The organism is Streptomyces azureus (assembly GCF_001270025.1).
GTDB classification, from domain to species: domain Bacteria; phylum Actinomycetota; class Actinomycetes; order Streptomycetales; family Streptomycetaceae; genus Streptomyces; species Streptomyces azureus.
Genome location: NZ_DF968321.1, coordinates 1 through 17,776, shown reverse-complemented (window position 1 = coordinate 17,776; position 17,776 = coordinate 1). Strand labels below are relative to the sequence as shown.

Sequence of the window (17,776 nt, the reverse complement as noted above, 5' to 3'; positions counted from 1 at the left end):
CGCCGGCGGCCACCGGGGTGGCGCTCAGCCGCGCAGGGCGTTGAGCCGCCGCCGGGCCGGCCCCAGCGCCCGGCCGCGGTCCAGCAGGCCTGACCAGGGGTTGCTGCGGGCCTGCTCCACGGCGTCGGCGATGGTCCAGCGGCGGGCATGCAGCTCCGGGTCGTCCAGCTGGTCCCAGGTGATGGGGGTGGCCACGGGTGCGCCCGGGCGGGGCCGGACCGTGAAGGGCGCGACGGCGGTCTGCGCGTAGGCGTTGCGCTGCACGTCGAGGTAGAGCCGCTCACCGCGGTCCTTCTTGCGCGCGGCGGTGGTGAGCCGGTCGGGGTGGGCGTCGGCGAGGGTGTCGGCGACGTCCCGGGCGAAGGAGCGCACCTCGTCGAAGTCGTGCCGGCCGTTCAACGGCACGATCACGTGCAGCCCGCGCGATCCGGTGGTCATCAGCGCCGAGGGCAGCTCCAGCTCGTCCAGCAGCTCCCCCAGCAGCCGGGCGGCCCCGCGCACGGCGTCGAAGTCGTCCTCCGCCGGGTCCAGGTCGAAGACCAGCCGGTCGGGGTGGTCGACGCTGTCGGCGCGGGACAGCCAGCGGTGCAGGGTGATGCCGGCCTGGTCGGCCAGGTAGAGGAGGGTGGCGGTGTCGTCGCAGACGACGTGGCGGACGGTGCCGCCCTCCTTGGCCACCTCGACGCGGGTGATCCACTCCGGATAGCTCTCGGGGGTGTTCTTCTGCATGAACCGCGGGCCGTCGAGCCCGTCCGGGTGCCGCCCCAGCATCAGCGGACGGCCGCGCAGGTGCGGCAGCATGAAGGGCGCGACAGCCCGGTGGTAGTCCACCAGGTCACCCTTGGTGTACTCCTTGGCGTCCCCGCCGCCGGGGAAGAGCACCTTGTCCGGCCGGTGCACCTCCACCGTGCGGCGGCCCGCCCGCACCCGGCGCGTGCCGTCGCCGCCGCTCACGGCACGACCGCCTCCTCCACCAGCAGCCGCCCGGCCGCCGCGATGGACTCGGCGTCGATGCCCGCGGCGTGCAGCTGCTCGTCCGGGGAGGCCGAGCCCGGCATGCTCCGCACGGCGAGCCGTACCAGGCGCGGTACGGGGCGTCCGTCGGCGAAGGCCTCCAGGACCGCGTCGCCGATGCCGCCCTCCGGGTGGTGGTCCTCCACGGTCACCAGGCAGCCGGTCTCCTCGGCGGCCCGCCGCAGGGCGGCCCGGTCGACGGGCTTCACCGAGTACAGGTCGATCACCCGTGCCTGGATGCCCTCCCCCTCCAGGGCGTCGGCGGCGGCCAGCGCCTCGTGCACGGTGACGCCAGCCGCGACCAGGGTCAGCCGGTCGCTGTCGGAGGAGCGCAGCACCTTGCTCCCGCCGACCGGGAACTCCTCGTCCGGGCCGTAGATCACCGGACTCTCGCCGCGCGAGGTGCGCAGGTAGCGGACGCCCTCCAGGCCGGCCATCGCACCGACGAGCCGCGCGGTCTGGTTGGCGTCGCAGGGGTACAGCACGGTCGAGCCGTGCACCGCCCGCATCATCGCCAGGTCCTCCAGGCCCATCTGGCTGGGCCCGTCCTGGCCGATGGCGACCCCCGCGTGCGAGCCGACGAGGTTGATGCCGGAGCCGCTGATGGACGCCATCCGGACGAAGTCGTAGGCCCGGGTCAGGAAGGCCGCGAAGGTGGCGGCGTACGGCACCCAGCCGCGGGCCGCGAGCCCGACCGCCGAGGCGACCAGCTGCTGCTCGGCGATGTAGCACTCGAAGTAGCGGTCGGGGTGCTCCTTGGCGAAGAACTCGGCACGGGTGGAGTCGCCGACCTCTCCGTCCAGGGCGACGATGTCACCGCGGCCCGTGCCGAGCGCGGCCAGCGCCTGCCCGAAGGCGTTGCGGGTGGCGACCTCCTCGCCCTTGTCCCACGCCGGCAGTTCGAAGTTCCCGGTGTGGACCGAGTGCAGCATCCGGGCGGCGGGCGGCTCCTGCACCCGGACGTGGATGTCACGCGGCCCACCGAGTTCGGCGATCGCGTCGTCGGCCTCGGGCAGCGGCTTGCCGTGCAGGCCCTCGCGGTCCTGGACGCCCTCGACGCCCTTGCCCTTGAGGGTGCGGGCCAGGATCGCGGTGGGCTGGCCCTTGGTGGACGCGGCCTCACCGCAGGCGCGGTCGATCGCGTCCACGTCGTGCCCGTCGACCTCGATGGTGTGCCAGTCGAAGGCCTGGAAGCGGCGGGCGTAGGCGTCCAGGTCGTGGCCGTGCCGGGTCGGGCCGCGCTGGCCGAGCCGGTTGACGTCGACGATCACGGTGAGGTTGTCCAGGTGCTCGTACCCGGCGTGCTCGGCGGCCTCCCACACGGATCCCTCGGCCAGTTCGCTGTCGCCGCACAGCACCCACACGCGGTAGCCGGTGCGGTCCAGCCGCTTGCCGGCCAGCGCGATGCCGACACCGACCGGCAGGCCCTGCCCGAGCGAGCCGGTGGCCGTCTCGACCCAGGGCAGACGCTGCGGTGTGGGGTGCCCTTCGAGGCGGCTGCCCAGCTTGCGGAAGGTGAGCAGTTCCTCGTCGTCGATGGCGCCGGCCGCCTTGTACGCGGAGTACAGCAGCGGGGAGGCGTGTCCCTTGGAGAGGACGAAGCGGTCGTTGCCGGGGTGGGCGGGGCGGTCGAAGTCGTAGCGGAAGTGGCGCGCGAGCAGGACGGCCATCAGGTCCGCGGCGGACATGGATGACGTCGGGTGCCCGGAGCCCGCGGCGGCGGCAGCGCGGACACTGTCCACCCGCAGCTGCTGTCCGAGGTCGGTGAGTTCACCGGTGTTCATGAGTCTCCTTTCGCGGAGTCGTCCGGGACGTCGGATCGCTTGACTGGGCCGGGGGCGGTGTCGGGGCCTGGGGGTGGCTGGTCGGCCGGGGGCTGTGGGGTGGGCCCGGGCTGGTTTTTGGCAGGCTCGCCGCCGGGCTGGTTCCTGGCAGGCTCGCCACCGGGCTGGTTCCTGGCAGGCTCGCCCCCGGGCTGGTTCCTGGCAGGCTCGCCCCCGGACTGCCCCTTCGGCGGTTCACCCCCGGCCCGGCTCCTGGCCGACTCCCCACCGAGCCGCCCCTTCGCCGGCTCTCCACCCAGCTGCCCCTTCGCGGACCCGCTCCCGAGCGGTCCCTTGGCAGGCTCGTCGGTCGGCCAGTTCCTGGCCGGTTCGCCGCCGGGGCGGCCCTTGGCCAGTTCCTCTTCCGATCGGCGCTGTGCGGTCCCGGATCCGGGCCGGTCCTGCGTCACCCTGGATCCGGGATGCCCCTTCGCGGGTTCGTCTCCGGCCCGGCCCTTCCCGGATCCGGCGCCGGTCCCCCCGTCGTGCGTGTCGGCCGCGATCGCCGCCCCCGGCCCCGAACGGGCGCTCGCCTCCTGCCGCCGCTCCGGCCCGCCCGGCACCCGGGCCAGCTCCGGCGAGGACGTGTCCAGCGGCACGGACCAGGACCGGACGAGTCCCAACTGCACGGCCTGGCGCGGCAGTACCGCGTCCAGCAGCCAGTCGGCGGCGACCCGGACACGGTTGCCGGGCATCGCGGCGAGGTGGTAGCCCCGCGTCACCGCACCCGCCGGCACCCCGGACAGGGGCACGCCGAGCGGGTTGGCGGCGGCCTTCGCACCGCCCAGGTCGACGACGAAGCCCAGGTCGCGATGGCGGTACGGCTTGCGCGCGCCGCCGAGGCCCAGCGAGGCGGCGACGTTCTCCGCCGCGACCTTGCCGTGCCGCCAGGCGTGCTGCGCGGTCATCGGCGTGTAGCTCCCCGGCTTGTCCAGATCCGGCACCGCGGCCACGTCACCGCAGGCGAACAGCTCGGGCCGGCCCGGCACCTGGAGGTGCGGGTCGACGAGCAGCCGCCCCTTCTCCATCGGCAGCCCGAGGGACTCGACCAGCGGGTCGGGCCGTACGCCCACGCACCACACCAGGGTCCGGGTCTCGACGAACTCGCCGTCGGTCAGCACGACCCCGTCGGGCGTGGCCTCCTTCACGGAGGTGCCCATCCGCACGTCCACGCCCCGCTGTCGCAGCACCCGGTCGGCGGTGGTGGACAGTTTCTCGTCCATCTCGGGCAGCACCCGCGGCGCCACGTCCAGCAGCATCCAGCGCGGCCGCATGCCCTGCCGCAGCGGGTGCTTGCGGACCTGCGCGTCGGTGAACATCTGCCCGTGCGCGGCGACCTCGGTGCCGGTGTAGCCGGCGCCGACCACGACGAAGGTGCACCGGGCGGCGCAACTCTTGGGATCGTCGGCGGCGGCCGCCAGCTCCACCTGCCGGGTCACGTGGTCGCGCAGGTACAGCGCCTCCGGCAGCCCCCGGAAGCCGTGCGCGTACTCGGCGACGCCGGGGATCGGCAGCAGCTTGTTGACGCTGCCGGCGGCGAGCACCAGCCGGTCGTAGGCGAGTGTGCCGTCGTCGCCCTCGGGGCCGGTGTAGTGCAGGGTCTGTCCGTCGAGGTCGATGCGGTCGGCCTCGCCCAGCACCAGCCGTACGTCCGGCAGCGTGTCCGAGAGGGAGACCGTGACCCGGCGCGGCTCCAGGACACCGGCGGCGACCTGGGGAAGCAGGGGCAGATACAGGAAGTAGTCGGTCGGGTTCAGCAGGGTGATGTGCGCCCGGCCCCGGGTCATCCGGGACAGGGTGCGTGCCGTGCGGTACCCGGCGAAGCCGGCACCGACGATCACGATGCGGGGTCGACTCACGGTTGGCTCGCCTCCGGCGCTGTCGCGTAGCTCGGGAGCCTTCCGCGTCCCCCTGGCCAGGGCACCCAAACGTCCGCCGGGGCCCTCCCGGCCGAACGCCGCCGGTTTCCGGACCGGCGCCCGGGTACCCGGTGCGGGATACGGACCGCCCACGTCGCGGAGGCACTCCCCCATGCCCGAGTACGGTTACTTCCTCTCGTGCGAGCAGTACGGACCCGCCGAGCTGATCGAGCAGGCGCGGATGGCCGAGCAGGCCGGATTCCAGGCGCTGTGGATCTCGGACCACTACCACCCGTGGAACGACGAGCAGGGCCAGAGCCCGTTCGTGTGGTCGGTGATCGGCGCGCTGTCCGAGGCGGTGTCCCTGCCGGTCGAGACGGCGGTGACCTGCCCGACCGTGCGGATGCACCCGGCGGTGGTGGCGCAGGCCGCGGCGACCAGCGCGGTGATGACGGACAACCGCTTCCGGCTCGGCGTCGGCTCAGGCGAGGCCCTGAACGAGCACATCCTGGGCGACCACTGGCCCCCGGCCCACGTCCGTCTGGACATGCTGGAGGAGGCCATCCAGGTGATGCGCCGGCTGTTCACCGGCGAGGAGGTGAACCACCACGGCCCGCACTACACGGTGGAGAACGCCCGCCTCTACACGGTCCCGGACGAGCCGATCCCGATCGACATCTCCGGCTTCGGCCCGGCGGCGACCCAGCTCGCCTCCCGCGTCGGCGACGGCTACATCACGGTCATGCCGGACGAGACGATGGTGGAGCAGTACCGCAAGGGCGGGGGCGGCGGAAAGCTGGTCAGCGGCGGTACCAAGGTCTGCTACGACACCGACAGGGACGAGGCCGTACGGACCGTCCACCGGCTTTGGGCGAACGAGCAGCTGCCCGGCGAGCTGGGCCAGGTGCTGCCGTCCCCGAAGCACTTCGAGCAGGCGCAGCAGCTGGTCACCGAGGACATGGTGCGTGAGAACCGGGTGTGCGGCGATGACGTGGACGAGCACGTGGCCGAACTGAAGCAGTTCGCCGACGCGGGCTTCGACCGGGTCTACGTCAACCAGATAGGCCCGGACCTACGCGGCTTCTTCGACTTCTACCGCACGAAGGTGCTGCCGCAGCTCCAGCAGGCCGTCTGACGGAAGGCCGCTCGACCCGATGGAACTCCACCGCCCCGTCGCGTCCGTGTACACGGTGCCGACGGACGCCCCCGAGGCGGACGGCACGCTGGCCTGGGACTCCACGACCCTGGTGATCTGCGAGGTGACGGCAGGCGACGCCACCGGCACGGGCTGGACGTACGGCCCGGCGTCGGTCGGTGACTTCCTCACCGCCGAACTCGCCCCGCTGGTCGAGGGCATGAGCGCCCTGGACATCCCGGCCGTGCACGACGCGATGTGCCGCTCGGTGCGCAACGCGGGCCGCGCGGGCATCGCGTCGTGCGCGATCTCGGCACTGGACATCGCCCTGTGGGACCTCAAGTCCCGGTTGCTGGAACTCCCCCTGGCCCGGCTGCTGGGAGTGCGGCACGAGCTGGTGCCGGTGTACGGCAGCGGGGGCTTCACGACGTACCACGACACGCATCTGGCCGCGCAGCTGAACGGCTGGGTGCACGGGCAGCACATCCCGCGCGTGAAGATCAAGATCGGTGAGGGGTGGGGCCGCGAGGTGACCCGCGATCTGCACCGCGTGCGGGCGGCGCGCCAGGTCATCGGCCCGGAGGCGGAGTTGTACGTCGACGCCCACGGCGCCTACACCCGCAAGCAGGCGGTGCGCGTCGGCCACGCCCTCGCCGAGCACGGCGTGGGCTGGTTCGAGGAGCCGGTGTCCTCGGACGACCTGACGGGCCTCAGGCTCGTCCGGGACGCGGTGGTGTCCGACGTGACGGCCGGGGAGTACGGCTTCGACCTGCCCAGCCTCGCCCGGATGATCACGGCCGGGGCGGTCGACTGCCTCCAGATCGACGCGACGCGCTGCGGCGGCCTGACCGAGTTCCTGCGCGCGGCGGCGCTGGCCCACGCCCACGGCCTGGAGGTCTCCGCGCACTGCGCCCCGCACGCCCACGCGGCGGCGGCCGCCTCGCTCCCCAACCTCCGGCACATCGAGTGGTCCCACGACCACGTCCGCATCGAGGACATGTTCTTCGACGGCGCCCTGGACCCCACGGGCGGCACGATCCGCCCGACCCAGGGAGTGGGCCACGGGCTCACCCTGCGCACGCAGGAGGTGGCGGAGTACCGGGTCGCCTAGAGCCTCCGGTATGTCGACCGGTCGGTCGACCGAGATGCACCTACCTACGGGCCTGCCCGGCCAGTTTGCGTGCGGCCAGGACCCCCGCCGCCCCCACGGTCAGGGCCGCGCCCATGCGCCGCCGGTTCCGTGAGACCCACTGCTGCGGGCTGTCGTGCACGGCCTCGTCGTCGAACCGCCCGTGCGCGCCGAAGTCGTGGCCCTGCGGCCCGTCCGCCGGGGCCCACAGGTTGGCCGGCCCTTCGTGCCGGTCCTCGTCCTGCTGCGACGAGAAGCCCGTGCGCGCCAGATAGCGCTCCAGCAGCCCGGGGACGACGGCGTTGGCGATGAGCGTGGCGGCCGTGGAGGCGCCCACCCAGTACTCGCGGCGCCCCGCGTGCGACGCCGCGTACACGATCGCCCGGGCCGCGACCTCCGGCTGGTACACGGGCGCGACCGGCCGGGCCCGGCCCTTCATACGGTTCAGCACCCAGTCGAACTGCGGGGTGTTGAGGCCCGGCAGCTGCACCATCGTCGTACGCACCCCACTGCGCGCGTGCAGCAGTTCGCAGCGCAGGGACTCGTTGAACCCCTGGATCGCGTGCTTGGCCCCGCAGTACGCCGACTGGAGCGGGATGCCCCGGTAGGCGAGCGCGGAGCCGACCTGCACGATCGTGCCGCGGTCGCGCGGCAGCATATGGCGCAGGGCTGCCTGCGTGCCGAACACATAGCCCAGGTAGGTCACTTCGGTCACGCGGCGGAACTCGTCCGGGCCGATCTCCGTGAAGGGCGCGAAGACCCCGGTGAAGGCGTTGTTGACCCAGACGTCGATGGGCCCGAACGTGTCGACGACCTGCTGGGCGGCGTCGTCGACGGCCTTGGCGTCGGAGACGTCCACGCCGATGACGAGGGCCTCGCCACCGGCGCGCCGCACCTCCTCGGCCGCGGCGGCGAGCCCTTCGCTTCCCCGGGCCAGCAGGGCGACCCGGTCGCCCCCGGCGGCGAAGGCCCGGGCCGTGGCCCGTCCCACGCCGCCGCTGGCCCCGGTCACCACGACGACGCGGCCGTGGGGTGTTTCTGTCGTGCGCACAGCGGATCACGCCCTACGGTGAGGCACGTCGGGGGCGTCCGTCGGCCGCGGGGGCACCACGCCGGGGGCGGGCCCACCGGCGGCTCCGGCGACCGGTCCGGCGGCGGGCGGGGTCGGCGGCACGGGCGGCACACCGCCGGGCACGCCGGTGCCCGGGCCGGTGGTCTTCTCGGGTCCCGGCGCCATGCCGGCCGCGTGCGCCGGGCCCGGCCGGGACGCGGACGGCCGGGCCATGCCGCGCAGCACGAACGCCGCGACACCCAGGATCGCGGCGGTGATCAGCGCGGCGGCCCAGTCGGGCAGGCCGAGGGCGAGGGCCAGTCCCACGGCGAGCGCGAGGGCAGCGCCCGCGTACAGGGCGAGGGCACCGGACGCGGCGTACAGCGCGGCCTTGCGGCGCTGCTTGCGCGTCTGCTCGCGCAGTTCGTCCCGGACGGTCTCGCGCGCCACCTGTGCCAGCTCGTCGACCAGGTGCTTGTCCAGATGCTCCAGGTGATCCAGCGGCTTCATACCCGGCCGGGTACCCTCGCCCCCTTGCGCGTAACTAGGCTCGTCCCCATGGAGATTCTGGGTGCCACACTGCGCGTCTGCGTCGACGACCTCGAGACCGCGATTCCCTTCTACGAGCGGCTGGCGGGCGGCAGAGCCCAGCGCTTCGAACGGGGCGGTGTCCAGGTGGCGGCGATCGGCTGCTTCCTGCTGATGAGCGGCCCGCCGGCCGAACTGGAGGTGCTGCGCAAGGTGGCCGCGACGATCGCCGTGACGGACGTCGAGGAGACCCACAAGGTACTGACCGAGGTGGGCGCCCACATCATCGCGGGCCCCATCGCCTCACCGGCGGGCCGCAACCTGATCGCCCTGCATCCGGACGGGTCGGTCTACGAGTACGTGGACCGCCAGGCGTGATCCCGGCCGGGGCCCGGCTCAGTGCCGCCGCCCCGGCTCGGTGATCATCTCGGCGGTGATCGCCCAGCGCTCGTGGTCGCGCCAGTCGCCGTCGACGAAGAGCATCTTCGGCGAGAAGCCCTCCAGGCGGAATCCGCAGCTGCGGGCCAGGGCGATCGACGCGGCGTTCATGGGCTGGACGTTGATCTCCAGCCGGTGCAGCCGCATCGGGCCGAACGCGTACCGCACGACGAGGTCCAGCCCTTCGCGCATCAGCCCGCGCCCGGCGGCGTGCGCGAAGGCGCCGTAGCCCAGCGTCCCGGACTGGAAGCCGCCCTCGACGATGTTGTTGACGTTGATGAAGCCGCCGATGGCCCCGTCGCTCTTCTCGCAGACCAGGAACCCGGCCTTGGAGGGATCCTCGATCAGCCGCCCGGCGTACGCGGTGTACGCCGTGGCGGTGTCGGGCGGGAAGAGCCACGGGTGGTGGAGGTCCTTGCTCTCCCGCGCGCGGGCGGTGAACTCGGCGGCGTCCTCGTAGGTGAAGTGGCGTACGCCCACCCGGGGACCTTCGGCGAGGTAGCGGGATGCGTCGTGCGGCATCCCGCCACAGTAACCGCGCCTGCTGTGTCTTCTCAGGACCCGGCGGCCGGCATCTGGAGCACCCCGGGCTCGCACGGTCCGCTGGCCACGGTCACCGGCTTGGTCCCCCGGTTGCCGAAGTACGCGTCGTCGCTCGCCGCGATCACGAACCGCAGCCGGTGCCCGGTCTCGTACCGGTGCACGATGCCGGGCAGCGTGACGGTGGAGCTCTTGGTCACGTCCGGCACCCGGACCGGCGCGACCAGGCGGCGCACGAGGGTGCGGGTGCCGTCGGGCGCGACGTCGTAGGTCTTGGCGAAGAGGACCAGCTTGTCGGCCGCGTCACCGGAGCGGTTCGGGTCGGTCGCCCAGTCGCGGTGGCAGGCGAAGGTGCCGGCCTGCCCCTGGACGAGCAGGGTGGGTGTCATGACGCGGTGCAGGTAGGACGCCGGGGAGACCCGGTGGGCGAAGGCGAGCAGCTCGGCGGTCCGGTCGGCGGGTAGCTGCCGGAGTTGAGGGTGGGCACGGTCCGGCAGGCTGGGTGACGAAGTGGAGGCAGGCCAGCGAGTTGATGCGGGAGGGGTCGGGGCTGGGCTGGAGCAGGGGCTGGCCTTCGCCGATGGGATAGAAGCCGTTGGTCCACTGCCACTTGAAGACGCCGGGGACGCCGCTGCCGCCGACGGCGTTGTTGGGGCCCAGTGAGTACGCCAGGTCGTTCCGGGTGATCACGGGGACGAGTGCGTCGAGGCGGTGGTCGACCGAGGCCGTCGCGAGCTGGACGGCGCCGCCGTAGGAGCAGCCGATCATGCCGACACGGGTCGCCGGGGGCGTCGAGGGTGACGAAGTCGGCGGTGGTGCCGTCGTCGGCGGCGCGTTCAGTAGCGGCGTGCTCAGCTCAGAGCCGGCACATCGAACGTCAACCTGCCTGTCGAGGCGTCCAGTTCGGCCGAGACCCCGAGCGGCATCGTCAGCGCGCCCTCGCAGTGCCCGAACCCGAATTCCTCCACGACCGGGACGCCGAGGCCGCCGAGCCGGTCGGCGAGCACCGCGCGCAGCTCCTCGTACGGGCCGCATGCCGCCCAGGACCCGAGCAGGATCCCGGCGACCCCGTCCAGCCAGCCGGTACGCAGGAGCTGGGTCAGATACCGGTCGACGCGGTACGGGCTCTCGCCCACGTCCTCCATCAGCAGCAGCCCGCCCCGGGCACCGGAGAGGGCGTGCGGGGTGCCGAGGTCGCTCGCGAGCAGGCTGAGGCAGCCGCCCAGCGTGACGCCCCGGGCCCGCCCGGGCACCAGCGCGGTGCCGCCCGGGGGCACGGCGGTGACGGTGCGCACGGACTCGGGGTCGAAGAGGGTCGCCCGCAGATGTTCCTGCGCCCGGGCGTTCTTGATGAAGTCGACACCGGCCGCCGCCGGGCCGTACAGGGTGGCCAGTCCCAGGCGGGTGGCGAACGCCTGGTGCAGGACGGTGATGTCGCTGAACCCGGCGAACACCTTCGGGCCCGCCGCCCGCATCGCCTCCCAGTCGAGCAGGTCGGCCATGCGCTGCGCCCCGTACCCGCCCCGGGCGCACAGCACGGCGGCGACGGCCGGGTCGCACCACGCGTTCTGGAGGTCGGCGGCCCGCTGGGCGTCCGTGCCGGCCAGGTAGTCCAACTCCCGGTCGCGGCCGAGCACATGGGGCGCCACCACGGGATCGAGGTCCCAGCCGCGCAGGACGTCGAGCCCGGCCTGCAGCCGCTCCTCGGGCACGGGCCCGCTGGGCGCGACGACGGCCACGCGGGCGCCGGGGGCGAGTCGGGACGGTCGCAGCAGTTGTCTCACTCGGCGAGCTCCAGGGTCGGGATGCCGGGTGGATTCAGCCCGAACACCTGGGCGTACAGGGACAGTTCGGCCTCCAGGGCGCGCACCATGGTCTCCGCTCGCCGGAATCCGTGTCCCTCCCCCTCGAAGGCGAGGTAGGCGTGCGGCACCGGCCGGTCCCCGAGCCGGGCCAGGAACCGCTCGCACTGGGCGGGCGGGCAGATCACGTCGTCCAGGCCCTGGAGCAGCAGGAACGGCACGCGGAGGCGGTCGGCGTGGGTGGCGGGCGAGCGCTCCGTGTAGCGCGCGGGCACGTCGGCGAGCGGCCCGATCAGGCCCTCCAGGTACCGCGACTCGAAGTCGTGGGTCTCACCCGTGCCCCAGCCGGTGAGGTCCAGGATGGGGTACTTGATGGTGCCGCAGGCGTAGACGTCGGTCGTGGTGAGCGAGGCGGCCGCGGTCCAGCCGCCCGCGCTGCCGCCCCGGACGGCGAGCCGGTCGCGGTCGGCGGTGCCCTCCTCGGCGAGGGCCAGGGCGACGGCGGCGCAGTCCTCGACGTCGACCACGCCCCACTGCTCGCGCAGCCGTTCGCGGTAAGCGCGGCCGTATCCGGTGGAGCCGCCGTAGTTGACCTCGGCGACGCCGATGCCGCGCGAGGTGAAGTAGGCGATCTCCAGGTCGAGCACGAGCGGAGCGCGTCCGGTGGGCCCGCCGTGCGCCCAGACGACGTACGGCGGCAGCTCGTCGGCGGGGGCGACACAGCCGGGGTGGTGCGGCGGGTAGATGTGCGCGTGGATGTCGCGGCCGTCCGGGCCGGTGAAGGTGCGGATCTGCGGCTCGGGGTAGTAGGCGGGGTCCACGGCGTCGTCGTGCTCGGCGCCGATGACGCGGGCGTGGCCGATGGGGGTGCCCCCGCGCGAGTTCGTTCGAGCGTGGGGGAGGTCGTCGAGCTCGACGACCTCGTAGGCGCTGCGCGGGCTGGCCCCGACGGCGACGACCCTCCCCCGCCCTCCGGGCGGGGGGACCCCCATCTCGCTGCGCTCGCCGTGCGCGGCGAGGGTGGCGTCGAACTCGGTCCAGGGCCCGGCCGCGTCGACGACCTCACCGGTCTCGGGGTCCAGGATGCCGAGGGCGGTGGCGCCCCGGCCGTGCACGACGGCGATCAGGCCGCTGTCGAGCGGCGCGAACCATCGCATGCCCAGTTTCCACAGCGCCCCGCCGAACTCCTCCTCGCGCGGGCACAGGGGCTCCCCGTCGAGGTAGAGGTTCCACCAGCCGCTGCGGTCGCTCGCGTACAGCAGGCGGCCGTCGTGGGTCCAGTCGGCCTGGGCGATGGACTCGCCGGGCCCGCCGACGACGGTCCGGGGGCCGTGCAGGGTGCCGTCGGGGCCGACGTCGGCGAGGAGCAGCTCGGTGCCGTCCCACGGCATGCGGGGATGGTCCCAGGCGAGCCAGACCGCCCGCCGCCCGTCGGGCGACAGCCGTGGCCCGGTCACGAACCGGTGCCGGTCGTCGGTGAGTTCGCGTACGGCGTCCCGGTCCCGGGCGGCGGAGCCGTCCAGCGGTACGGCGGCCAGGACACGGCGCACATCGGTGGGCCCGGCTCCGGTGAACTCCTCCAGCACGCACCACACCTCGCCCCGCTCGGGCCGCAGTTGCGGCTCCGCCCAGCGCAGGCCCGCTCCCGTGTCGGACACGGGCGTGAGCGGACGCGGCTCGCCGCCCGGCTCGTACCGGTACAGCCGCTGGTCGGCGAAGTTCACGAAGACCACCAGCGGGCGGCCGTCCTCCTGCGCGAGGGCCGCCCACGGGTGCCCGCCGTACTCGATGACCCGGCTGCGCACGTTCCACGGCGCGGGCAGCAGCGACTCCTCCCGGCCGTCGGCGTGCCGCCGCACCAGGGTGCGCCTGCCCGCCTCGGCGGGGCGCGGTTCGGTCCACCACACCTCGTCGCCGACGAACCCGACGTACTCCGGGTGCCCGTCGTGCGCGGCGGCCAGGGCCGCGTCGATGGGCGAGGGCCACGCGCCGTACGCCAGTGTCCGCACCGTCTCCCCCGCTCGCCTAGGCCGTCCGCAGGAACCGGTCGAGCACGCGGACACCGAAGTGCAGCGCCTCGACGGGGACCCGCTCGTCGACGCCGTGGAACATGGCGTTGTAGTCGTAGCCCTCCGGCAGCTTCAGCGGTGTGAAGCCGTAGCCGGTGATGCCGAGGCGGGAGAACTGCTTGGCGTCCGTGCCGCCGGACATGCAGTACGGCACCACGTGCCCCTCCGGGGCGAACTCCTCGACGGCGGCCCGCATCCGGGCGAACGTCGCCGAGTCCACCGGCGCCTGGAGGGCCACCTCGTGGTGGTGGAACTCCCACTCCACGTCCGGCCCGGTGAGCCGGTCGAGGGTGTCGCGGAACTCGTCCTCCCCGCCGGGCAGATACCGCCCGTCCACGTGCGCCACGGCCTCACCGGGAATCACGTTGATCTTGTAACCGGCGTCCAGCATCGTCGGGTTGGCGCTGTTGCGAACGGTCGACTCCACGAGCCGGGCGGCCGGTCCGAGCTTGTCGAGCAGCCTGTCCACCTCGGTCAGGTCGGGCTCGATGCCGTACAGCGCGGCGAGTTCCGTGAGCGCGGCGCGCACGGTCGGTGTCAGCCGCAGCGGCCACTCGTGCTCGCCGATCCGGGTGATCGCGGCCGCGAGCCGGGTGACCGCGTTGTCGTTGTTCACCTTGGAGCCGTGCCCGTCCCGGCCGCGCGCGGTGAGCTTCAGCCAGGCGGTGCCCCGCTCACCGGCCGAGAGGGGGTAGATCTGCCGTCCGGCGCCGTCGTGGAAGGTGAAGGCGCCCGACTCGCTGATGCCTTCGGTGCACCCCTCGAACAGCCCGGCGTGTTCGTCGGCGAGGAACCCGGAGCCGTCCTCGGCGCTGGCCTCCTCGTCCGCGGTGAACGCGACGACGATGTCCCGCCGGGGCCGGACCCCCTGGCGCGCCCAGGCGCGGACCACGGCCAGGATCATCGCGTCCATGTTCTTCATGTCGACGGCGCCGCGCCCCCAGACGACCCCGTCGCGGATCTCCCCGGAGAACGGGTGCACGCTCCAGTCGGCGGCTGCGGCGGGTACGACGTCCAGATGGCCGTGGAGCAGCAGCGCGTCGGCCGAGGGGTCGGTGCCCTCGACGCGGGCGACGACGTTGGTGCGGCCCTTGGTGCGCTCCAGGAGCGTCGGCTCGATGCCGGCCTCGGCGAGCCGCGCGGCGGCGTACTCGGCGGCGGGCCGCTCCTGGCAGTCGCCCCCGCCCCGGTTGGTGGTGTCGATCCGGATCAGGTCGGACGTGAACGTCACGACCTCCTCCAGCGCCTGCCCGTCCGCCTGCTCAGCCATACTGCTCCTCCACCGCGGCCGAGACGATCGTGGTGACCGCCTTGAAGGCGCGGATGCCCTCGTACATGGTCTCGCTCGTGCAGGCCACCTTCCGCTCCCCGATCCGGTCCACACCCGGCACGACGGTGGCGGCCATGGCCAGGTGCTCGGCGTCGAACTCCACGGCGACGGTGAACGGGCCCCCGCGCACGGGTTCGTGACGGACCGCCAGCGAGGCCGCCTCCTTGGCCGCCGCCCGGATGTCGGCCGCGGTCCTGGCGGGCGTACGGCACACGGCGGCGTACCGCGAGACGTGGTCCTTCACGGCGACCTTCAGCGCCTCGGGCGCGTACCCGAGCGCGTCCTCGCAGGCGACGTCGTCCCCGGTGACCAGCACGACCGGCACTCCGAACTCGGCGGCGACATGCGCGTTGAGCAGACCCTCGCTCGCCGGTACGTCGTTCAGCCACACGCCCGTGATCTGGTTCGCGAGGTAGGTGTGCGCGAGGACGCCCTCCATGCCGGCGCCCGCGTGATAGCCGACGAACGCGATGCCGTCCACGTCGCCGTGCTGCACGCCCTCCACCATGGACAGCTCCTTGTGCCGCCCGGTGAGCAACTGGGCCCGTTCGTCCAGCTGCTCCAGCAGCAGATTGCGCATGGTCCAGTGCGCCTCGTTGACGATCACCTCGTCGGCGCCGCCGTCGTGGAAGCCGAGCACGGCGGCGTTGACGTCCGAGGTGAACAGCGAGCGGCAGCGTTCCCACTGCGAGGCGCCCGGCAGCACGTCGCCGGGCCAGGTGACGCCGGTGGCGCCCTCCATGTCGGCGCTGATGAGGATTCTCATGACGAGCCGTCCCGCCGGATGGAGATCTTCATGGTTCGTCACGTTACGCGCTGCGGGCGGAACCGGCTACGACATGTCACCACCGTATCGGCAGGTCCGTGATGAACGTGGTGAGCCGGTCGGCGAGCAGGCGGTTGTCACGGGCCGAGTAGTGCCAGTGGCAGCCGAGGAAGTCCAGGCCCGTGTCGTCGAGGCGCCAGTAGCGGACCCGGCGGTCGCCGGCGGCGGTGCGTTCCCGGACGACCTGCTCCACATGTCCGGCGAACGGCCCGGCGCCGACGGCCACCACCGTGGTCCCGGCTCCGTAGCGCGCCCGCAGCTTCTGGAGGAAGCCGCTGTAGGCGCTGCGGTAGGCGGCGGCGAGGCTCTCGTCCGTCCACGGCTCGCCCGGGTTGACGGGGGTCGAGAAGTCGTTGGTGCCGAGGTGGACCACCACGAGCTGCGGCCGCCAGGTGCCCGGGTTCTGCCAGACGTCGCCGGGCACGTTCAGCAGCGCGCGGTCGTAGAAGGTGCGGTAGTTCGCCTCCGGCGTCCCGCCGTTGTAGTTGCGGACCATCCCCAGGCCCGAATACGCGTTGACCTGGTAGTCGGCGCGCAGCCGCCGGGCGGTGAGGGCGCCGTAGCTCACGTCGGCGTTCGTGGTGCGCGCGACCTGCTCGCCGGTGCAGTCGCGGGAGGTCGAGAGGTTGCCGTAGCCCGCCGTGAGGGAGTCGCCGACGAACTCGATCTGGCGGCTGCGCGCGGCCGGTCTGCTGAGGACGGCACCGCCGGGCGCGGCGACGAAACCGCCGAACGAGCTGGTGCTCCAGGGGGTGTCGTTGCGCTTGACGAGCCGGACGGTGTGCACGCCGTCGCGCAGGCCGTCGACCCAGTGGGTGGTCCTGCCCGGCGTGACGAGGGTCGCGACGGTGGTTCCGTCGATCTGGACGTCGTAGTCGGCGGCCGGGTCGTCGAGCACGACGCCCACACCGGTGCCGCGGAACCGGCCCTCGAAGTACACGCCGGGCCAGCTGTACTGGAGCACGTCTCCGGCGTCCTTGACCCGTCCGGGGGTGTGCACGCTCGTCCGCAATCCGTCCTTGTCAGGAGCGGCAGCGGTGGCGACCGCGGACGGGCCGGCCAGCACCATCGCCGCCGTCGACGCGACCAGCATCCGTAACCAGGGCATCGGCATGACTGTCCTCCGGGGGACGAGGCAGGTGCACGGACGGGGCAGAATGACCGTACACTGACAAAAATGCGCCCGCCAGGCCGCGTCGTGCTCAGCTCCGCAGCCGGTCGAAGCGGAAGGGCACGAGGGCCGGCGGCGACGACCGCCGCACAGGGCAGTTCGCCGTCGGCGGTGCGCAGGGCGGTGACCCGGCCGCCCTGCTGACCGGAATCCGGTGACCTCGGCGTTCTCGCGGACCTTCACACCCGCGGCGGCCAGCGCCTCGCCCAGGGCACGCGCGAACGCCTCCGGGTCGACCACCACCTCCCCCGCCCCGGGGAAGTCTGTGTGGGGCGTGAAGCCGGGCGCTGTCCGCTGGATCGCCCCATCGCCGGTGTGACCGGCGCGCAGCCCGTCCGAGTCGGCGGCCGGCACGAGCAGCCGCTCGGGTCCGGGACCGACCAGGGGGTAGGCCCACCACAGGACATCGACCCGGTCGCTGCCGGGTGCGGTGAGCCGGGCGCGGCCCGCCGCGGGGCAGGACAGCCCTCCGTCGAGGGCCGTTTCGAGGCCGGAGCCGGGTCCGTCGTCGGCCTCGTACGGGGTGGTGTCCTGGTCCTCGGGGAGTGCGCCGGAGACGGGATCAGGTCGAGAGCCGCGCGGCCGATGGCCTCGTCCTTGGGGACACCGAACAGGCGCCGTGCGCCCCTGCTCCAGTGGGGCACAAGGCCTGCGCGGTCGACGACGACCACGGCCAGGGGGACGCGGCCCGGCTCCGGGGCCGACGGGTGTGTCCCTCTCGGTGCCACGGCCCATGGCCCAGGCCCTCTCCCCTCACGGATCCGCAAGATCTGTGCCAGCGTCACCACCGAACGGCGACCGCCGGTGCCGTGTGCGGCAATGCGGGAATTCCTCGCGCGGGGTGCGCACCGGCGTGCGACCCCGCGCGCCGGTGCGGGTTCAGTCCCCGTGCCCCAGCTGGAGGTCCCGCTCGGTGCGGCCGCCCCCGGCCACCTGGAGCACGGTGGCGACGGGCGGGTAACCGGCGGCGATGACGGTGTACTCGCCGGAGGACAGGTCGACGAACCTGAACGTGCCGTCGGGGCCGGTGGTGAGCGTGTCGACGACGTTGCCGGCGACGT

At 73.5% G+C, this 17,776-nt stretch carries 15 protein-coding genes and 2 pseudogenes; 3 read left to right on the top strand and 14 right to left on the bottom strand.

The features are described 5' to 3' along the window. Positions 1-24: 24 nt before the first annotated feature. The 3 genes from ligD to AOQ53_RS23040 are packed head-to-tail and all read right to left on the bottom strand — an operon-like array spanning position 25 to position 4,696. Positions 25-954 (bottom strand): non-homologous end-joining DNA ligase, encoded by a 930-nt coding sequence (gene ligD / locus AOQ53_RS23050; RefSeq protein ID WP_059420064.1) that lies wholly within the window; start codon positions 952-954, stop codon positions 25-27. Further along, positions 951-2,798, bottom strand: a complete 1,848-nt coding sequence (locus tag AOQ53_RS23045) for a transketolase (protein ID WP_059420062.1) — start codon at positions 2,796-2,798, stop codon at positions 951-953. The genes ligD and AOQ53_RS23045 overlap by 4 nt, the downstream gene beginning before the upstream one ends. Continuing rightward, positions 2,795-4,696 (bottom strand): NAD(P)/FAD-dependent oxidoreductase, encoded by a 1,902-nt coding sequence (locus AOQ53_RS23040; protein ID WP_078945447.1) that lies wholly within the window; start codon positions 4,694-4,696, stop codon positions 2,795-2,797. Before AOQ53_RS23040 ends, AOQ53_RS23045 begins: the two co-directional genes overlap by 4 nt. A gap of 172 nt (positions 4,697-4,868) precedes the next feature. Here AOQ53_RS23040 and AOQ53_RS23035 point away from each other — a divergent pair, with 172 nt between their 5' ends. Both AOQ53_RS23035 and AOQ53_RS23030 read left to right on the top strand, forming a co-directional pair. After that, positions 4,869-5,831 carry an LLM class F420-dependent oxidoreductase gene (locus tag AOQ53_RS23035; protein ID WP_059420059.1) on the top strand — a complete coding sequence of 321 codons (963 nt, stop codon included), beginning with the start codon at positions 4,869-4,871 and terminating at the stop codon, positions 5,829-5,831. Positions 5,832-5,850: 19 nt separating this feature from the next. Continuing rightward, positions 5,851-6,942: an enolase C-terminal domain-like protein gene (locus tag AOQ53_RS23030; RefSeq protein WP_059420058.1), complete on the top strand. Its 1,092-nt coding sequence runs from the start codon at positions 5,851-5,853 to the stop codon at positions 6,940-6,942. A 40-nt stretch (positions 6,943-6,982) separates the two neighbouring features. On the opposite strand, the gene AOQ53_RS23025 is transcribed toward AOQ53_RS23030, so the two are convergent. Continuing rightward, entirely contained in the window at positions 6,983-8,011 is a 1,029-nt protein-coding gene (locus tag AOQ53_RS23025; protein ID WP_059420057.1) for an SDR family oxidoreductase, read from the bottom strand. Between the two features lie 6 nt (positions 8,012-8,017). Continuing rightward, positions 8,018-8,521 carry a phage holin family protein gene (locus AOQ53_RS23020; RefSeq protein ID WP_059420055.1) on the bottom strand — a complete coding sequence of 168 codons (504 nt, stop codon included), beginning with the start codon at positions 8,519-8,521 and terminating at the stop codon, positions 8,018-8,020. Positions 8,522-8,569: 48 nt separating this feature from the next. Between AOQ53_RS23020 and AOQ53_RS23015 the strand changes: the two genes are divergently transcribed. Then, positions 8,570-8,917, top strand: a complete 348-nt coding sequence (locus AOQ53_RS23015; RefSeq protein WP_059420053.1) for a VOC family protein — start codon at positions 8,570-8,572, stop codon at positions 8,915-8,917. An 18-nt stretch (positions 8,918-8,935) separates the two neighbouring features. Here AOQ53_RS23015 and AOQ53_RS23010 read toward each other — a convergent pair whose 3' ends face one another. The 9 genes and pseudogenes from AOQ53_RS23010 to AOQ53_RS22975 form a co-directional block, all read right to left on the bottom strand. Next, positions 8,936-9,499 (bottom strand): GNAT family N-acetyltransferase, encoded by a 564-nt coding sequence (locus AOQ53_RS23010; RefSeq protein ID WP_059420052.1) that lies wholly within the window; start codon positions 9,497-9,499, stop codon positions 8,936-8,938. A 32-nt stretch (positions 9,500-9,531) separates the two neighbouring features. Then, positions 9,532-10,352: pseudogene (locus AOQ53_RS41495) on the bottom strand (CocE/NonD family hydrolase); the annotation flags it as partial. Between the two features lie 16 nt (positions 10,353-10,368). Beyond that, on the bottom strand, positions 10,369-11,301 hold the full coding sequence (locus AOQ53_RS23000; RefSeq protein ID WP_059420048.1) for a S66 peptidase family protein: 933 nt from the start codon (positions 11,299-11,301) through the stop codon (positions 10,369-10,371). Then, positions 11,298-13,328: a prolyl oligopeptidase family serine peptidase gene (locus AOQ53_RS22995; RefSeq protein ID WP_059420047.1), complete on the bottom strand. Its 2,031-nt coding sequence runs from the start codon at positions 13,326-13,328 to the stop codon at positions 11,298-11,300. The genes AOQ53_RS23000 and AOQ53_RS22995 overlap by 4 nt, the downstream gene beginning before the upstream one ends. A gap of 16 nt (positions 13,329-13,344) precedes the next feature. Beyond that, on the bottom strand, positions 13,345-14,658 hold the full coding sequence (locus AOQ53_RS22990) for a M20/M25/M40 family metallo-hydrolase (RefSeq protein WP_059420046.1): 1,314 nt from the start codon (positions 14,656-14,658) through the stop codon (positions 13,345-13,347). Further along, positions 14,651-15,484 (bottom strand): M55 family metallopeptidase, encoded by an 834-nt coding sequence (locus AOQ53_RS22985; protein ID WP_059420044.1) that lies wholly within the window; start codon positions 15,482-15,484, stop codon positions 14,651-14,653. The genes AOQ53_RS22990 and AOQ53_RS22985 overlap by 8 nt, the downstream gene beginning before the upstream one ends. Positions 15,485-15,560: 76 nt before the next feature. Beyond that, on the bottom strand, positions 15,561-16,652 hold the full coding sequence (locus AOQ53_RS22980) for an SGNH/GDSL hydrolase family protein (RefSeq protein ID WP_236711760.1): 1,092 nt from the start codon (positions 16,650-16,652) through the stop codon (positions 15,561-15,563). Positions 16,653-16,895: 243 nt separating this feature from the next. After that, a pseudogene (locus AOQ53_RS41490) lies at positions 16,896-17,443 on the bottom strand (PAS sensor protein); the annotation flags it as partial. Between the two features lie 151 nt (positions 17,444-17,594). After that, the coding region (locus tag AOQ53_RS22975) for a SpaA isopeptide-forming pilin-related protein (protein WP_148640367.1) at positions 17,595-17,776 on the bottom strand (182 nt) is incomplete at its 5' end.